The organism is Alcaligenes sp. EGD-AK7 (assembly GCF_000465875.3).
GTDB lineage: Bacteria > Pseudomonadota > Gammaproteobacteria > Burkholderiales > Burkholderiaceae_B > Alcaligenes > Alcaligenes phenolicus.
Map to the genome: position 1 here is coordinate 130394 of NZ_AVOG02000012.1, position 17835 is coordinate 148228.

The window sequence follows — 17835 nt, forward strand, 5'->3', positions numbered from 1 at the left end:
CGAGCTTGAACCGATGTCAGCAACATGATCTGGCGCTTCATGGCCCACAGGACCACACCACCCAGACACATTACCGTCCGGCCTGCACTCTTCGACACCCAGTGCGTGCATACACAAACGTATGCGTTAGCTTGAAACGGAAGTCCTGGCATCCCACGCTTGTGACGCGGCCAGCAACAAAGTTTTTAGGCGCAAAAAACCGGGCGGATGGCCCGGTTAACAGTGCCTCGCTACAATTTGCTCGGATAAGGAGCAAAAACACCTAGTTACTTTACCTTGACTGCACAAAGCGAGCAACTGTGATTGTTGGTAAAGTGCAAAAAAACAGGCTTAAAGCTTGCATACGTAAAACGATATACTGTCTACCTATGACGAGCTGTCCGGGTATTTTATGGCATCGCCCATCCCACAATTAAAACAATTCCTGTATAGCCACTATTTTTTCGGCGGACTGCGCCAGTCCATCGGTGTGCTGTTGCCGGTCATTATTTTGGGCCGCTTCTTTGGTCACTATGACATTGGCGTCATTGCGTCCATGGGTGCCACCTGCGTTGCCATCATTGACCAGCCCGGCGGCCCACGCCGCTATCGCAACAATGAAATGCTGGGCGGTATTGCGCTGGGCACGGTCACCGTTGGCCTGACAGGTCTGGCCTCCAGCTCTCCCCTGCTGCTGGTGCTGTGCGTACCGTTTCTGTGCTTTCTGTACAGCATGTTCTCCGTGTTTGGTCGTCGCGGCGGGCTGATCGGATTTGCCGCCCTGCTGCTGATGACCTTGACGATGCGCTTTCCCATGCAGCCTCACGAGGTACTGGCGCACACGCTGTATTCCTTTGCCGGCGGTCTGTCCTATTACTTGTTCAGCACCCTGTTCCGACGCTTGTTCTGGTATCGGGAAGAGCGCCAGACACTGGCGGTAGCCCTGTTTGCCACGGCTGAATACATGGAAGCGCGCTCGCAATTCTATGACTCCACCTCGGATCTGGACGCCTGCTATAGACGGCTGATCAATCTTCAATCCAATATGACCGAAAAGCACCAGGCCGCTCGCGACGTGGTACTGCGTGAATTGCCGCGCGGTTATGGACGAGGCGATCACCATCGCAAGGCACTGCTGACCATCTTCTTGAATATGGTCAGCATTCTGGACTCGCTGGTCGCGACCTATACCGACTACACCGTCCTGCGCCGTCAGCTTTCTGACAGCGATTTCATGGTTTTTGCGCGTGATGGCTTGCACAAGCTTTCGTTGGATATCGGCCGCATTGCCATGAATGTTTCGCGCAGCGCTCGCACCACCCGTCGCTCCAGCGTCAAAGCGGAAATCCGCGCCATGGAATACGAGCTGGAGAAGTACAAACGTCAGGGCATGTCTCAATCCGACCCTGAGACCTACGCCCTGCTAGTCCAGGTCTTGCGCCGACTGCGTAACCTGAACCGCATTGTGGACAGCATGGCAAGCCTATCGCATCGTGCCAGCCAGAATATGCCAGTCGATCAATACCTGAATAAATCGCTAAGCCGCATGCTCTCGCGTGAAGAACTGCGTTTGGGCATGCTCAGCAGCAATATGAAGCTGAAGTCTTCGCACTTCCGCTACGCGGCACGTGTCAGCATTGCGTCCATGGTGGCCCTGGGAGTGGGTGCACTCAGCGCTCATTTCCAAAGCGAACTGGGCCTGGTCAGTGCACTGACAGCACACAGTTACTGGATCATCCTGACCATTCTGGTCATTATGAAACCGGGCTTTGCCATCACGCGCCAACGCAATGGCTGGCGCCTTTTTGGCACGGTACTGGGCTGCGGGGCGGCCTTCCTGCTTCTGAAGCTAACGGACAACCGCGAGCTGTATCTGATCGCCATGTTGCTGGCCTACCTCCTGGGTAACAGCCTGGTTCAGCTGAACTTCCTGCTATCGGCCCTGTTCAACACAATCTTTGTGATTTTGTCCTTCCAATTCCTGTCCACGGGCGGCTCCTTCATCATTGGAGAACGTCTGGTGGATACGCTGATTGGTTGCGGCATCGCCATGGCCGCCAGTTACCTGCTGCCCAACTGGGAGTCCAGCGCCATGACAGGCCTGGCCCGAGCAGCCTTGGCCGCCAACAAAGAGTTCTGGCGTGCAGGGCTGGAATTCGCTCGCTTGAGCCGCCTGCATAACCAGATCCTTAAAAACGGTCAGGAAGGCGAACCCACCATGACAGAGGCCCAAAAAAACCAGGTGGATCTGGACTTGATGGAAGCCGACACCGCCTGGCAAGTGGCAAACAAGAACGTACACATTGCCTTCAGCAACTTTGCCTCGGCCTTTTATCGCATGATGGATGAGCCTGTCAGCCGACAAGCCAATGTATCCCTGCTGAACAACCTGCTGATTCAGAACCACGTGCTGGCCTCGCAAATCAGCGCCGCTACCCCGCTTCTGGCTAATTTGAGTCAGATTCCGCCAGGCATCCAGAACTCCCTGGATGCCATTGGCGCGCTGATTAACGACCAGGATGCTGACCCGCCTGCTTCCATCGAAACCGAAGGTGAGCTGGCCATGCTGGCCTACCCTATCCGTCAGATGGTCAAGGCCGCCCAACTGATACGTCAGGATATGAGAGGCCTGGAATACAGCGCTGGCCCGCAACTGCCGCCTGAGCGCAAGCAGGAACTGAAACAGCAAGGGGCCTGATGGCCATGCCATGTCCCGTATACATGTGGAGCTCGCTGTCGGGACCAAATAAAAAAGAACTCAAGGCAAAAGGCAAAAGGCAAAAGGCAAAAGGCAAAAGGCAAAAGAGCATAGGGTGTCCAGCCCTCTTCAATTCGCAGGACCAAGAATAAAAAGGCAAGGCACAAATACATGGCCTTGCCTTTCTTTTTTTACCTGCAAGACCGCAGATCAGCTAAAGAGCTACTCCTACGGCGCAAGCAATAAAGCTACATACTTATCAAGCCTTGGCATCCTGCTCGGAGCGACGGAACACCAGCTTGTCCTCGCTGGAGAGCTCAGGCTGGAATACATACCCCTCGCGATCAAACGCCTTCAAGCCTTCCACTGTTTGCACACGCTTGTCGATGACAAAGCGGGCCATCAAACCACGGGCTTTCTTGGCGTAGAAACTGATAATCTTCCAGACACCGTTTTTCTCGTCCTGGAAAACGCACTGAACCACACGGGCACGCAAGGCTTTTTGATCGACCGCCTTGAAATACTCTTCGGAAGCCAAGTTCAAGACAACGGGCTTGGCTTCGCCTTCCTGACGCTCGTTCAAATAATTGGCAATCCGGCTGCCCCAGTAAGCGTACAAATTGGCACCTTCGGGATTCTTCAAGCGAGTGCCCATTTCCAGACGGTAAGGACGCATCAAATCCAAAGGACGTAAAGCACCGTACAAACCGCTAAGAATCACAATGTGGTCCTGGGCCCACTTCAGCTCCTTGTCCGACAAATCCGTTGCAGCCATGCCCTCATATACATCACCATTAAAAGCCAGAATGGCCTGACGGGCATTGGAGCGGTCAAACTTGGGCTCCCACTCCTGGTAACGCTGGACATTCAAGCGCGCCAGGTCGTCGCTCAGCTTCATCAAGCCGGCAATATCCTCTTCGGACTGAGTGCGCAAAATATCAATCAAGCCTTGCGCCTGCTCCACAAACAGAGGCTGGGTTTCCAGCTGCGTGCGTACAGGGGAATCGTAATCCAGCTTTTTCGCTGGCGAGAGCAATAACAACATGCGCCTATATCCTTTCTATCCAAACAGATAAAGGGCCATGCCCTTTATCTGCCATCTACAAAACACGCTTTGACAGCAATTAGCGAGCCGTCCAGCCACCATCCAGACTTAGCGTCGTACCCGTCATTTGGTCTGCGGCGGCAGACGACAGGAACACAGCAGCACCGCCCAATTGTTCAGGAGTCACAAACTGCAGGGAAGGTTGTTTCTCAGCCAGCAGCTCGCGTGCGGCAGCTTCAATATCAATCCCTTTTTGCTGGCTGATAGCTTCGATCTGCTTTTCCACCAAGGGAGTGCGTACCCAGCCCGGGCAGATTGCGTTGCACGTAATACCCTTGCCAGCATTTTCCAGTGCAGTCACTTTGGTCAGACCCACGACACCATGCTTGGCAGCCACATAAGCCGATTTATTTACCGATGCCACCAGACCATGAGCCGAGGCGATATTGATAATGCGCCCCCAACCCTGCTTTTGCATGATAGGCAAGGCAGCCGCTGTGCCGTGAAAGACGGCTGACAGGTTCAAGGCAATGATGGCGTTCCATTTGTCGAGAGGGAACTCTTCGATAGGCGCGGTGTACTGAATACCAGCGTTATTGACCAGAATATCCAGCCCGCCCAAGACTTCTGCCGCCTTGGAAACAAAATCGCGCGTGGCCTGTGCATCACTCAGGTCTGCATTCAGATAATAGGCTTTGACACCAAATTTGGACTCCAGCGTGCTGCGCTCGCGCTCGATATCTTCAGGCTGACCAAAACCATTGATCACCACATCTGCACCGGCTTTTGCCAACTCGGTGGCCATGGCCAGACCGATACCACTGGTCGATCCTGTTACGACCGCTTTTTTACCTTTCAGCATAGATACCTCGTGAGTATTGACAACAGGGAACTGAAACCCCAAGTGTACTCGCCGGCCTGCACTGCCGGGAAATGCAATGGGCTCGTTTTGTCCGGAATCATCAAGGCTTGCAAAACAAGGCCAAACGCCATCGGACCAAGTACTAGCGCATTACCCCCTAGAACTTCGGCCTGCGCGGGGAAAAGTCGGCCATACACAATGTTGCGGATGAGTTTTCCGAACATCGGCCGCGACTGACACTTTTACCTTAACGTTCTTATGTGACAAAACAGCCAATAAACCATGCTGAGAGAGCAGGACGATCAAACCAGCAGAAAATAAAAAAGCCCTTGAATAATCAAGGGCTTTCAAAATTCCAGGTGGCGGACAGGGTGTCCGCCATTTTTATGTTCATCAATGTTTTTTGTTGTCCAATTAAATACTTGATATAAATGGAATTTATTGAAAAATAGGATTCGCATTTATTCTTTAGTGTCCATTGAAATCCGAAGCCTTATGTGGGCATAATGTGGCTGACAATATTTTTATGGATACTTTCCATGCCAAAAATTGCAGATCAGCTTACAGATCGTAAAGTGGCCGCACTAAGAGAACCAGGCCGCTATGCCGTTGGCGGCGTGCCAGGCCTTCATCTGCGTATAACCCCAAGTAGAGCAAAGTCCTGGATACTTCGAGTCAAGGTAGGCAACCTGCGGCGCGACATAGGCCTAGGTAGCTATCCATTCGTGACTCTAGCCCGCGCCCGTGACGAAGCCTTTGAAATGCGGAAGCGTATCCGGGATGGCGTCGATCCCCTGGCACAGAAGCGGGAAATCCGGCAGGCCATACAGGCGCAGCAAGCTGGCGACAAGACATTTCAGGAATGCGCTACTGCGTACATTGAGGCCAAAGCCCCAGAATGGAAAAACCCGAAGCACCGCCAACAATGGGAAAACACGCTGAAGCAATACGCCTACCCGGTCATGGGTAAGCTGGCAGTGGCAGATATTGACCTGTCGCACATCCTGGCAGTGCTGGAGCCGATCTGGACAACAAAAACAGAAACTGCCAGCCGGTTACGTGGTCGCCTTGAAAACGTCCTGGACTGGGCAATAGTGCGTAAGTATCGCGTACGCGAAAACCCCGCCCGCTGGAAAGGCCACTTAGATACGATTCTGCCAGCCAAGGGCAAGGTGCAAAAGGTAGAGCATCACACAGCCATGCCTATTGACGCCATGAAGTCGTTCTGGCGCAATTTAACAGCAAGGGAAGGTATGTCTGCCCGAGCGCTTCAATTCGTCATTTTGACAGCAGCACGATCTGGCGAAGTACGCGGCGCAAGATGGGACGAAATCGACTTAAACGCGAAAGTATGGACAGTGCCTGGTGACCGCATGAAAGCGGGCCGTGAGCATCGCGTACCGTTATCAGCAGAGGCCATCAAGCTACTCAAAGCCTTGCCACGGCTAGGTGATTCACCATTTGTTTTCCCTGCCCCAAGGGCTGGCCAGCTATCCGATATGTCCCTGACTGCTGTTATGCGCCGCATGGGCCAAGAAGCTGTACCGCATGGATTCCGAAGCACGTTTAGGGACTGGGTAGGCGAACGTACCAACTACCCACGAGAGCTTGCGGAGCAAGCGTTGGCACATACGCTGACCAACAAGGTAGAAGCGGCATACCGCCGAGGTGATGCTCTGGAAAAACGCCTAAAAATGATGGATGCCTGGGCGCAGTTCCTGACAACACCGGCCACAAGCGGCGACATTATCGAGTTGCGGAGGGTGGGATAATGAAAAAAGGCGTTACCCGAACACCTATTGATGACGCAGGTATCTTTGGTACTCAAATAGTTGTTGATCCAAATGTAGCCAGTTTTGAGGATACAGTAAACGCTTTAAATTCGCTTGCACCCCAAGGACGAATTGACGCGTTACGTGAAGTAACTGAGTTGAGTGAGATAGTCAAGAGACTGCAAGAACAAATTGATCGCATTGATCAAACATATGGACCATCCAGGAGAATTGAACGGCATGAAAATGGACGGGTAAGCATTAGTTATCCAGTGCTCGATGAGCTTACGCGATCGCGTCGAGAAAACGACGTATTAAAGTTGCTGCTAGCAATTTCAAATGCCGAGGCGTTGCGTTCGCGTATAAAGGCTACCCCCTATATAAATAGTAATGTTAAGGATAAAAGACACCGCAAAAAAATTGGCATTCTTAGTGCGGAAGAGCGTCAAGCAGAGCGCCGCCCTGAATGGGATAAATGGCAGAAACGCGCAAACGAGCTTTTTTCGATTAATCCTTTGTTAACAGTTAATGCGGTGGCAAGAAGAATTGCACCAGAATTTTCGGTTTCTCTAGAAACTGTTAGGAAACGCATAAAAAAAGTTGGTACGTAGCCTGCGCATACCAACTCTATATCTCAGATCATCACCTCATCCGTCAACGTTAGATGAGGTTTACATGGATACGAAAACATCTCGCATCATCCGTCTTCCCGAAGTACAGCGCAAAACAGGTCTCGGCCGTAGTTCCGTTTACAAGTACATGAAGGAAAACGGCTTTCCCAAGAGCATCGTCTTGGGGCCACGTGCAATTGGCTGGATTGAAAGCGACATAGATCGCTGGATTTCAGAGCGCGTTTACACTTCTGCCGGTCAATAACGGGGGCGCATCATGAGAAAAAAAAATGCCCCCGCCACCAGTGGCAACGAGAGCAAGAACATCACTCGTAATTTTACCAAACAAGCATTCGTTCTGGAGCTTTTGCGTAGTCGCAGCCTTAACCGTTTCGAGGCTGAACAGTATGGCGATCATTGCCTACCAAGCACAATATCTTCCTTGCGCGCTGCTGGGCATTGTATCCACGACGAGTGGGAGAATATCCACAACAGGTTTGGCGGATACACACGCGTCAAACGATACGTACTGATTCAGGGGGGGATGAATGGCTAAACGCAATCATCAAAAGGGGGCGCTGTCCCACTTGGGCCAATTCGTGGCGCTACCCTATTCGATGATGGACAGCCCCAACTATGTGGGGCTGTCGCCGTCTGCTAAAGTGCTATTGCAGGACGTTGCGCGGCAGTACTCTGGCAAGAACAATGGTTCGCTATCCCCATGCTGGGAACTGATGAAAAAACGTGGGTGGAAATCGCCTACAACCCTGAACAGTGCCAAGAAAGAACTACGCGCTACACGGCTTATCACTGTCACCCGCCAAGGCACCAAAGGCCAGCACGGAAAAGCTGAACTATGGGCGATAAATTGGATGAAAATGGATTGGAAGCCTGATTTGGACATAGACCAACGCGGGCAGGATTACATGGGATTCATTGAGGTTCAGACAAACCCTGGCGCTGAGTTGGAGACCCGTAAGTTACGCCTAGTGAAAGAAGCACTTCAAGCGGCAGCAAAGTCAGCATGACCCCACTTTCACTGAATTTTTCCCGGCTCAGGCCGGGTTTTTTATGCGTCTGAAAATTAAATCTATCAGTACAGTTTCTGTATTCAATAGAAAACCAACGCCATTGTGTGGTGCTGTTCGGCTATGTCCACCTCAGTTCGTGCAAATCCGGTCTGTTGAATACAGTTTCTGTACTTAAAAGGATGGGCATAATAGCCGTTTGAATACAGTTTCCGTACTCAAAAAAGCACGAAAGAACAAGCTTAGAGCAAGGACTGGAAAGGGTTTCAGCCATTTTTCTGTTAAAACATCATTGTCGATCTATTGAATACAGTTTCTGTACAACTTCTAGAAGTAGCCATCTGTACCGCTAAGAATAAACGATGTAAACAGCTTTCTTAATCCTATCAGGAGATCGCATGTCACCCGAGCGCATTCGTAGATTTACCCTTGATGAAGATATTATGGATCCGATACAGCTTCAAGAAATTGGCACCATTGGATACCGACAGTATGTTGAGCAATACATTATTAGCCTTGACCATCACGACCATTTGCGTGCTGAACAAGGCGAATACAGCATTGCTGCCACGCCAGGTCAGATTGAAATTCTGATCGAAGTTCTTCAAGACATGAAAGAAAAAATGATCGAGTCCAGGGGCTGAGTAGCCGCACAGGGGCGGTCTCTGAAAAAAACTGCCCCTAACATGCCCAGCCAAAACAGCAAAAAAACCACACCCTTAAAAAATTTTCCGTCCGCGTAAATCCGCTAGTGTTTTCAGCTAGTTAAACCGATTGAAGCATTCCTATAGCCATGCTATTTACTGGATACCCGCACAGTAAACATCCTATAGGAATCAACATGAAAACCCACGAAATCCGCGAAACGAAAGCCGCCAAGGTTGCCGAAGCCCGCACTCTGCTGGATGCCAACAAGACGCTGACGGCTGACCAGCAAACCGCGTTTGACAAGCTGAAGGCAGAAATCACTGACCTGGAAGGCCAGGAACAGCGCCAGCAGTTCGTTGACGACATGGAGCGCCGGGCCGCTGGTGTGCCAATAAACGCGGGTGGAGACAGCCTGGACACCCTGGAAAAGCGCGTGTCCCTGCTGGACGTGCTTCAAGCGCAAACGGAAGGCCGCAGCCTAACTGGTGCCGCCGCCGAGTATTCCGCCGAAGCCGAGCGCCGCACTGGCCGCAAGGCGCAAGGTGCCTTTGTTCCGCTGTCTCTGCTGGAAACCCGTGCTACTGGCCCGAACACCACGGCCACAGCCCCCGAGATCGTGCCAACCGTTCACCGCGCTGACCAATACATCGGCCCATTGCGCGAAGCCCTGGTGGCGCGCCGCCTGGGTGTGCGTGTGCTAACCGGCCTGCGTGGCAACCTGTCCATTCCGAAATTTGGCAGCGGCTTGGAAACCGGCTGGGTGGCAGAGGGTGGCACAGTACCTGATGGTGAAATGGTTTTCGGCAGCGTGACACTGGGGCCGAAGCATGTCGGCGGAAAAACCGAAATGTCCCGCCAACTGATTCAGCAATCCAGCCCGGAAATCGAGCAACTGGTACGTGATGATTTGGCCTTTTTGATAGCCAAGCAAATCGACCGCGCCATCATCGCCGGTACGGGTACCAGCAATGAGCCGCTGGGCGTGCTGAGTTTCACCGGCAAGCAAACCGGCACGCTGGCAACGCTGGATTGGGCATCGGTGCTGGCTTTCGTACAGAAACTGGAAGACGAGGAAATCTATGGGGGCGCATGGCTGACGACCGGCACAGCCAAGACGACGCTGGCCAGCACGCTGAAGGAAGCTGGCCTGCCGGGTTATCTGCTGGAAGGTGGCCGCATGGCTGACCGTCCCTTGCATGTGACCCGTGCGCTGGCAGGCGACAGCACCGGCCAGCCGGTGATCCTGGGCGATTTCTCGCAGATCCTGTTGGGCGTGTGGTCTGAACTGGACATTTTAGTGAACCCTTACAGCGAACCCGCTTACAGCCGTGGCGGTGTTGTGGTGCGTGCAATGGCAACTGTAGGCACTGCCTGCCGCCATGAGAAAGCCTTCGTTGTCGCTAACGATCTGGCTTAATCATGACGACGCTGGAACGCCGCGCCGCTGCCCAACTGACGGTCAACAACCGCCGCCTGGTGGGCTATGCGGCCCGATTCAATACCGAGACCCAGATTGCCGACTTTCGGGAGGTGATCCGGCCTGGTGCGTTCCATCAGTCGCTTGCGTCTGGCCGCGACATTCTTTGCTTGCGTGACCATGATGCCGCCGTGCTGCTGGGCCGTACCAAATCCAACACGCTGGAGCTTCGAGAAGATGACCAAGGGCTGTACTTCTCATTGGCCGTACCGGATACCCAAGCTGGCCGTGATTTGCTGGCCCTGGCAGAACGTGGCGACCTTGGCGGTATGTCTTTCGGGTTTCGCGCCATAGACGAGGCCTGGCAAGGCGACCTGCGCGAACTGCGTCAGGTGGAATTGCACGAGGTGAGCATTGTTCAGGCATTCCCCGCCTACGAGGCCACCACGGTAGAGGCCCGCGCCCGCACCGTACCGAACATGAACCGCGCCTGGCTGGAGACTGTGCGATGCTGAACCGAATCATGAACCGCTTGGGCCTGGAGCGCCGCAGCACCCATCAAGCAACTGGTGGTGATTCCTACTGGCAAGACTTTGCCGCTTTGCGTACCGGCCCGGTCAACGCCACCACCGCGCAAGGCGTGGCCGCCGTCTATGCCTGCGTACAGGCGATTTCCGAGACTGTCGCCACCTTGCCCCTTCACTTGTTCCAAGATACGGGCAGTAACCGCCAGAAAGCCCGCCAGCACCCGCTTTACCGCGTGCTTCACGACCAGCCCAACCCTGAACAGACCGCAATGGAGTTCCGGGAAGCGATGACGGCAGCGGTACTGCTAACCGGCAATGCGTTTGCCCGCATCATCCGTGGCACTGACGGCCAGGTGCGCGAGTTATGGCCGCTGGCCAACGTCCAAGTATTGCGCCTGGACAATGGCAAGCTGGCCTACGAGTACACCGACCGCAAAGGTAGCGTGATTCGCCTACTGCAAGATGAATGCTTGCATCTGCGCCACCGAATCAGCACGGATGGCGTGCTGGGCCTGAGTCCGATTGCCGTAGCGCGTGGTGTGATTGAGCTGGCCCAATCCGAGCAAGAGCATGGCGTGGCGACGTTCCGCAACGGTGCCAAGCTGGCCGGTGTGTTAGAAACCAGCCAGATCCTCAAGCCCGAGCAGAAAACGGCCCTGAAGGAGTCCTGGGGCAGCCAGTACGGTGGCACCGGCAACAGTGGCCGTACGGCCGTGCTGGAAGCAGGCCTGACGTACAAACCCATCAGCATGAGCCTGGAGGATGCCGAATGGATCGAGGCCCGCAAGTTCAACGTGTACGAGGTCTGCCGCCTGTTTCGTGTGCCCCCCACGATCATCGGTGCGATGGAAGCCGCGAACTATTCCAACAGCGTGGAACTGACGCGGCAATTTGTGACGCTGACCTTGCGCCGCTGGCTGGCAATGTGGGAACAGGCCATCAATACAAAATGCCTGAGCGAGACGGCCCGCAGCACCTATTTCTGTGAGCATTCCGTAGAAGGCTTGCTGCGTGGCGACAGCACGACGCGTGCCGCCTTCTATGCGTCTGGTATCCAGGCTGGATGGATGCGCAAAAGCGAAGCCCGTGAACTGGAGAACCTACCACCCATTGAAGGGGTAGACGCTATCCCAGTGACCACCACTGCCCCCACGACGCCAACAGCACCATATCCCAGCAAAGAGGCCGCGTAATGTCCAACCCCATCCATCCCAAAGTCCCGGCCTTATTGAAGCCAAGAGCCAACCCGACAGGCCGCACCGCTGACCCGCGCCGCACGATTCCATTGAACAGTGGCGCATGGCAAAGGCTACGCGCCAGCGTGCTGGAAGAAAGCCCGCTGTGCCGGGATTGCGAACGCCTGGGCCGTGTGACGCCAGCCACGGATATTGACCACCACGATGGCAACCCTGGAAACAACGAACGCAGCAACCTGGTGCCGCTGTGCCATGCGTGCCACTCGCATAAGACCATGCGAGAGCGCCACGGCCACAAGCCTGTGTATGGCTACGATGCCAAGGGAAGGCCACTTGATCCAGACCATCACTGGAACGCCGCGCCTGGGGCCGCTACGCAAGCCGCAGAGGCATTGGCCACTGAGAAATCACTGGCAGCCGAGAGCGCCAGACCGTCCTCCCCCCTTTCTTTCAACGCAAAGGGCAAATAGCCATGACACGTCGCCCCCGTTCTGATAGCACCAAGGCAGCCGTCACGGCGAGCCAGAATGCAGCCCTGGGAACGCTACTGCCTCCTGCGCATGTTGCCTTGCCTGATACCGCAGCGCCATTCTGGGACGCCATCATGCGGAACCGTCCCCGTGATCGGTGGAACGATGCCGACCTGGCAATGGCCGCTGTCATGGCCCGCGATCAATCCTCCGTTGAACGACTGCAAGCCGAAATCGCCACGGAAGGCGACGTGATCGGCGGCAAGCTCAATCCTAAGCACAAGCTGGTGGAGACACTCGCCCGCCGCGTGGTGGCAATGGCACGCGCCTTGCATGTTCATGCGGAAGCCACAACAGGCCGCAGCCAGAATCAAGGTAAGGCACTGGAGTTGGAACAAGCCGCCCGCCAGCAAGATGATGACGATCTGATCCCCCGTCTTGCGGTAGTGCGATGACCCGCGCTGACAAGATCATCCGCTTTATCGAATCCTATTGCCGCGTGCCGGAAGGTGCGCTGGTAGGCCAGCCCCTGCGCCTGGCCGAGTTTCAAAAGCAGTTCATCCGCGACACCTACGACAATCCGGCAGGCACGCGCCGCGCCATCCTGTCCATTGCTCGCAAGAACGGCAAAACAGGCCTGATTGCTGGCTTGTTGCTGGCGCACTTGGTAGGCCCGGAAGCCCGCCAGAATAGCCAGATTGTGTCTGGTGCCATGAGCCGCGACCAAGCCGCGTTGGTGTTCAACCTTGCCGCCAAGATGGTGCAACAGTCCCCGCGCCTGGTTGACCTGGTACGCATCATCCCGTCTGGCAAACGGCTGATCGGCTTGCCGCTGAACGTGGAGTATCGCGCCCTGGCGGCTGACGGCAAGACAGCGCACGGTTTGTCCCCAGTGCTGGCCATCCTGGATGAAATCGGCCAGGTACGCGGCCCACAATCTGACTTTGTGGATGCCATCACGACCAGCCAGGGCGCACATGAACACCCGCTGCTGATTGCCATATCGACCCAAGCGGCCAATGACGCCGATTTACTGAGCGTCTGGATTGATGATGCCAACGTCAGCGCTGACCCGCGCACCGTCTGCCGGGTATATGAAGCGCCGAAAGACTGCGATCTGTTGAATGAAGACGGCTGGAAAGCCAGCAATCCTGCCCTGGGCACGTTTCGATCCCTAGCCGACCTGCGCGAACAAATGCAACAGGCCGCCAGAATGCCGAGCATGGCCAACACCGCCCGCAACCTGCTGCTGAATCAGCGTGTGAGTCTGGATAGCCCATTTATCAGCCCTGACGTGTGGAAAGCCAGCAGTGCCCACCCGCAGCCGTTTGATGGCCCGGTTTTCGCTGGCCTGGACTTATCGGCCCGCACTGACCTGACAGCATTGGTACTGATCGGCCAGGTAGACGGTATCTGGTGCGTTCAGCCGCATTTCTGGACACCGAAAGCAGGCCTACAGGAGCGCGAACGCCGCGATCGAGCGCCATACATGGCCTGGGCGCAGCAAGGCTTGCTACGCGTGTGTGACGGTGCCGCTATCGACTACGAGCAGGTGGCACGCGAAATGGGCGAAATCCTGAGCGATGTAGACGTTCAGGCCATCGCATTTGATCGCTGGCGCATCGACGTGCTGCGCCGCGACCTGGAGCGCCAGGGGCTGGACTTCCCGCTGGTGGAGTGGGGGCAAGGTTTCAAGGATATGTCCCCCGCCCTGGATGCGCTGGAAGCCGCGCTATTGAATGAAGAAGTGGCCCACGGTAATCATCCCGTGCTGACGATGTGTGCCGCCAATGCCACCACGACCAAAGACCCGGCAGGCAACCGCAAGCTGGACAAATCCAGGCCGACTGGCCGCATTGATGGCATCGTGGCCCTGGCAATGGCGTTTGGTGTGGCTACCCGTACCGAGCAGGCGCAAGCGATTCCAGAAGCGATCTTTTTTGTATGACGCAGACGAGACAAGTGCTCTCCCGAGCTGGCCGGGTCTGGGGAACCAGAATAGCCAGACGTGGATTACTGGGAAAGTGCCACGAGAACCAAAACCCCCAGAGGCGGCGCAGCATCCCCATGCTGCTGGTGGCCGTCACCCATTCCAAAGGAAATAGTCATGAGAGCAGGCCCGTTACGGCACAAGCTACGCATTGAAGAAAAGCGAGTTATCAGCATTGACCCATACAGCGGCCAGGCCGTCTATGACTGGGCCGAGGTAGCAACGGTATGGGCACGGATTGAACCCCTGTCTGCGCGTGATTTCATCGCCGCCAGCACCACGCAATCAGCAATCACCACTCGCATCACCATTCGATACCGCGCCGGCATCACCCGCGTCATGCGCCTGGTTCACCAAGGCAAGTTTTACAGCATCGTGGGCATTCTGCCGGACAGCCAAAGCGGCCTGGAATACCTGACCCTGCCATGCGTTGAAGGAGTAAACCAAGGATGATTACGTTAGAAGAAGCCAAGCATCACCTGCGCGTGATTCATGATGATGAAGACGCGGCCATCCAGGCCATGATCGGCACAGCCTTAGCGGCCACGGCTGATTACATGAACTGGACGCCAGACCAGATGGCTGATCCCGCAACCGTGCCAGCGCCGGTCAAATCGGCCATGCTGCTGATTGTGGGGGACTTGTATATGAATCGGGAGCTTCAGGCAGACAAACAGCTATTTGCGAACAGAACCTATGAACGCTTGCTGAACCCGTACCGACTTATGGCGGTATAACAACAGACGAAAAAAAACCCGCCGTAAGTGGGTTTTTATGTGGGCCTGATTTTAATAAAGCCAGTAAACCATTGATTTTACAGGCTAAATGGCGGACAGGGTGGGATTCGAACCCACGGTACGCTTGCACGTACGCCTGATTTCGAGTCAGGTACATTCGACCACTCTGCCACCTGTCCGCGATTGCTTATATGGTTACAAGCAAGCCCATAAATATAGATCAAAGAACACTCTTTGACAAGCACTAAAGAGACATAGCACTTGCGTCAAAGAGCGGAGTTTCTTGATAAGACCAGCCACTCAAACCAAAGAGCTCTTTTCAATCAAGGGTTTACCCTCTATTTTGGCCTAATTCACTTGTTCACCCTGAGCCGCAGGCCTATATTGGAAACACACATTGATGCATCGCAGCCCTGCCTTTCCAAGGCAGTCCTTGTAATTCCGGCACAACTTGCTGGACTTGATAAAAGGAATTGTCATGCAAACCTTCCAATGGATTATCGACGCCAACGGCGACGGCATATACAGCCTGAATGAGGTTCTCCAGACTCTGCGCTGGGCTTTTCGGATACCAGGCAGCCTGGTAGTTGAAACCTTGGGTTCCATCCCGGTTCTGTCTGATCTACTGCGTATCCAGGCTTCAGAAGCGACAGGCTACGCTTCTTTGCGAGGCGGACTGGTCAATATCCTGTCGTTATTCTTCTGGGCCGCACTCTGTCTCTGGTTTCTGGAAGTCAACTCCAAGCCACGTGCAGAGCCTGCGCAACGCAACGTACGCCATGCGCCACACTTGAGCAAGCAACTGGATTCTGTGCACGGTCGGCAGCTGCACGCGAACTACAACCGGCGCCCTGTCCGCCATCGTCAGGTTGAACGCCATACCTTCTAGATGCACTCATGCCCTCCTGCCGCAAAAGGAGAAACATGTGTTAAGAAAGGTAAACCCCTGGCATAGCGCATACGAACCGTGTTGCGTTTGGAAGTGCTTTGCCAGGATTACCTAACGTTTGGACTACAGGTTTTAGGCAACAATCGCTGCAGCTAGTGTCATTAGAGGTGCAGCTTATGAAAAAACTACTATTAGCCGGTTTAATGGCCTTGAGCACCAGCGCCGCCTCTGCGGGCGGTGTAAATGTCGATATCAATGTCGGTATTCCGGGTATCGGTTACGGGCCGATCTACTACCCACCCGCTCATGTTGTGGAACGCCCGGTTTATGTCGCCCCACCCCCAGTGGTTTACCACCCGCCACGTTACGTCTATCGTCCCGGCTACGTGGAATATGGTCGCTCCAACAAGGAATGGCGCAAGGAGCAGCGACGCGCTCACAAGCGCTGGCGCAAACAGCAGGAGCGTTACTGGGATGATGACTAATCCATCACTACGGAACCATGAATGAAAAAGGGCTGAGGACCACAAAGGTCATCAGCCCTTTTTCCATTCCGGACAGTGACTTTATTTAGCCGGCACCAGACGTTCCAGTCCGCCCATATAAGGACGCAGAACCTTGGGCACAATCACGCTGCCATCTTCTTGCTGGTGGTTTTCCAACACAGCCACCAAGGCGCGGCCTACGGCCAGGCCAGAGCCGTTCAGCGTATGCACAAACTCCGGACGTGCCTTGCTGTCGGCGCGGAAACGCGCCTGCAGACGACGAGCCTGGAAAGCCTCGCAGTTCGACACCGACGAGATCTCGCGGAACGTGTCCTGGGCAGGCAACCACACTTCCAGATCGTAGGTTTTGGCGGCAGAAAAGCCCATATCGCCAGTGCACAGTTGCACTACACGGTATGGCAGTTCAAGAGCCTGCAGAACATGCTCGGCATGACCGACCATGGACTCCAGCGCCTCATAGGATTTTTCAGGATGAACGATCTGCACCATTTCAACTTTGTCGAACTGGTGCTGACGGATCACGCCACGGGTGTCTCGGCCACCGCTACCGGCTTCCGAACGGAAACAAGGCGAGTGAGCAGTCAGGCGGATAGGCAGATCGTCACCGGCCAGAATCTCGTCACGCACAGTACCGGTCAGGCTGATTTCGGAGGTCGAGATCAGGTACAGGTCTTCAGGCTTGGATTCGGTCGGATCGGCTGGCTCGTTGTCCTGACCACCTTTGGTGACCCAGAACATATCGTCCTTGAACTTGGGCAATTGGCCGGTACCATACAGCGTGGACGCGTTCACGATGTATGGGGTGTAGCACTCGGTATAGCCGTGCTCTTCCACTTGGGTATCCAGCATGAACTGGGCCAGAGCACGGTGCAAGCGAGCCAGAGGACCACGCAGAACCATGAAACGGGCGCCAGCCAGCTTGCGAGCGGCTTCAAAATCCAGACCAAACTGCTCACCTAGATCCACGTGATCACGCGGCTCAAAGGTGATGTGCGCAGGATTGCCCTGATCATCTTTAGGACCGGGGATCCAGCGACGTACTTCAACGTTGTCTTCTTCGGACTCGCCTACCGGCACGCTTTCGTGCGGCAGGTTAGGAATCGTGGCGAACCAGGAGGACAGCTCGGCCTGCACTTGGGACAAGTCCTGCTCCAGCTGCTTCAGGCGCACCGGAATTTGCTGGGATTGAGCCAATGCTTCGCTGGCGTCTTCGCCCTTGGACTTGAGCTGGCCGATGCGTTTGGCCAGTGCATTGCGCTCGGCCTGCAAGGTTTCGGTTTCCACCTGTACCGCTTTGCGGCGGGCTTCCAGCTGCTGGAAACGCTCGGTGTCAAATTGCACGCCACGTTTCGCCAGGCCCTGTACCAGCGGCTCCAAGTCTTTGCGTAATTGGTTCAGATCTAACATTTAATAGCCATATAGGTGATGGTTCAATCCCGATTGATCTGGTGATTTTAACC

20 protein-coding genes and 1 tRNA gene are annotated in these 17835 nt (G+C 54.9%); 17 read left to right on the plus strand and 4 right to left on the minus strand.

Annotated features, from left to right (window positions below):
• The first annotated feature begins 391 nt into the window (after positions 1-391).
• Positions 392-2677 (plus strand): FUSC family protein, encoded by a 2286-nt coding sequence (locus N879_RS09225; RefSeq protein WP_021446894.1) that lies wholly within the window; start codon positions 392-394, stop codon positions 2675-2677.
• 259 nt (positions 2678-2936) lie between these two features.
• Here the strand turns inward: N879_RS09225 and yaaA are convergent, their stop codons facing one another.
• Both yaaA and N879_RS09235 read right to left on the minus strand, forming a co-directional pair.
• Positions 2937-3722, minus strand: coding sequence for a peroxide stress protein YaaA (gene yaaA, locus N879_RS09230; protein ID WP_009456706.1), 786 nt, complete (start codon positions 3720-3722; stop codon positions 2937-2939).
• Between the two features lie 79 nt (positions 3723-3801).
• The gene (locus N879_RS09235; protein ID WP_009456707.1) at positions 3802-4584 is read right to left on the minus strand and encodes a 3-hydroxybutyrate dehydrogenase; all 783 of its coding nucleotides are present in this window, start codon (positions 4582-4584) and stop codon (positions 3802-3804) included.
• Positions 4585-5123: 539 nt separating this feature from the next.
• Here N879_RS09235 and N879_RS09245 point away from each other — a divergent pair.
• The 14 genes from N879_RS09245 to N879_RS09300 all read left to right on the plus strand — a co-directional run bounded on the left by N879_RS09245 (position 5124) and on the right by N879_RS09300 (position 14980).
• Entirely contained in the window at positions 5124-6356 is a 1233-nt protein-coding gene (locus tag N879_RS09245; RefSeq protein ID WP_021446895.1) for a tyrosine-type recombinase/integrase, read from the plus strand.
• On the plus strand, positions 6356-6967 hold the full coding sequence (locus N879_RS20405) for a hypothetical protein (protein ID WP_152978314.1): 612 nt from the start codon (positions 6356-6358) through the stop codon (positions 6965-6967). The genes N879_RS09245 and N879_RS20405 overlap by 1 nt, the downstream gene beginning before the upstream one ends.
• A 64-nt stretch (positions 6968-7031) precedes the next feature.
• Entirely contained in the window at positions 7032-7232 is a 201-nt protein-coding gene (locus N879_RS20040; RefSeq protein WP_009456709.1) for an AlpA family transcriptional regulator, read from the plus strand.
• A 12-nt stretch (positions 7233-7244) separates the two neighbouring features.
• Entirely contained in the window at positions 7245-7523 is a 279-nt protein-coding gene (locus N879_RS20045; RefSeq protein WP_009456710.1) for a helix-turn-helix domain-containing protein, read from the plus strand.
• On the plus strand, positions 7516-7995 hold the full coding sequence (locus tag N879_RS09255) for a hypothetical protein (protein ID WP_009456711.1): 480 nt from the start codon (positions 7516-7518) through the stop codon (positions 7993-7995). The genes N879_RS20045 and N879_RS09255 overlap by 8 nt, the downstream gene beginning before the upstream one ends.
• Before the next feature lie 398 nt (positions 7996-8393).
• On the plus strand, positions 8394-8639 hold the full coding sequence (locus N879_RS09260; RefSeq protein WP_009456712.1) for a hypothetical protein: 246 nt from the start codon (positions 8394-8396) through the stop codon (positions 8637-8639).
• Between the two features lie 197 nt (positions 8640-8836).
• Positions 8837-10060, plus strand: coding sequence for a phage major capsid protein (locus N879_RS09265; RefSeq protein WP_009456713.1), 1224 nt, complete (start codon positions 8837-8839; stop codon positions 10058-10060).
• A gap of 2 nt (positions 10061-10062) precedes the next feature.
• Positions 10063-10575, plus strand: coding sequence for an HK97 family phage prohead protease (locus tag N879_RS09270; RefSeq protein WP_009456714.1), 513 nt, complete (start codon positions 10063-10065; stop codon positions 10573-10575).
• The gene (locus tag N879_RS09275; RefSeq protein WP_009456715.1) at positions 10569-11780 is read left to right on the plus strand and encodes a phage portal protein; all 1212 of its coding nucleotides are present in this window, start codon (positions 10569-10571) and stop codon (positions 11778-11780) included. Before N879_RS09270 ends, N879_RS09275 begins: the two co-directional genes overlap by 7 nt.
• A complete protein-coding gene (locus N879_RS20410; RefSeq protein WP_128831612.1) occupies positions 11780-12253 on the plus strand; it encodes an HNH endonuclease in 474 nt (157 codons plus the stop codon). The genes N879_RS09275 and N879_RS20410 overlap by 1 nt, the downstream gene beginning before the upstream one ends.
• Positions 12254-12255: 2 nt before the next feature.
• On the plus strand, positions 12256-12708 hold the full coding sequence (locus N879_RS09285; protein ID WP_009456717.1) for a hypothetical protein: 453 nt from the start codon (positions 12256-12258) through the stop codon (positions 12706-12708).
• Positions 12705-14201, plus strand: a complete 1497-nt coding sequence (locus N879_RS09290) for a terminase large subunit (RefSeq protein WP_009456718.1) — start codon at positions 12705-12707, stop codon at positions 14199-14201. Before N879_RS09285 ends, N879_RS09290 begins: the two co-directional genes overlap by 4 nt.
• 159 nt (positions 14202-14360) lie before the next feature.
• The gene (locus N879_RS09295; RefSeq protein ID WP_009456722.1) at positions 14361-14696 is read left to right on the plus strand and encodes a phage head closure protein; all 336 of its coding nucleotides are present in this window, start codon (positions 14361-14363) and stop codon (positions 14694-14696) included.
• Entirely contained in the window at positions 14693-14980 is a 288-nt protein-coding gene (locus N879_RS09300) for a head-tail connector protein (protein WP_009456723.1), read from the plus strand. The genes N879_RS09295 and N879_RS09300 overlap by 4 nt, the downstream gene beginning before the upstream one ends.
• Positions 14981-15069: 89 nt before the next feature.
• Here the strand turns inward: N879_RS09300 and N879_RS09305 are convergent.
• A tRNA-Ser gene (locus N879_RS09305) sits at positions 15070-15159 on the minus strand.
• A gap of 299 nt (positions 15160-15458) precedes the next feature.
• Between N879_RS09305 and N879_RS09310 the strand changes: the two genes are divergently transcribed.
• Both N879_RS09310 and N879_RS09315 read left to right on the plus strand, forming a co-directional pair.
• Positions 15459-15869: a hypothetical protein gene (locus tag N879_RS09310; protein WP_009456725.1), complete on the plus strand. Its 411-nt coding sequence runs from the start codon at positions 15459-15461 to the stop codon at positions 15867-15869.
• A gap of 176 nt (positions 15870-16045) precedes the next feature.
• The gene (locus tag N879_RS09315) at positions 16046-16354 is read left to right on the plus strand and encodes a hypothetical protein (RefSeq protein ID WP_026483206.1); all 309 of its coding nucleotides are present in this window, start codon (positions 16046-16048) and stop codon (positions 16352-16354) included.
• An 81-nt stretch (positions 16355-16435) separates the two neighbouring features.
• On the opposite strand, the gene serS is transcribed toward N879_RS09315, so the two are convergent.
• A complete protein-coding gene (gene serS / locus N879_RS09320) occupies positions 16436-17782 on the minus strand; it encodes a serine--tRNA ligase (protein WP_021446897.1) in 1347 nt (448 codons plus the stop codon).
• Positions 17783-17835: the final 53 nt, after the last annotated feature.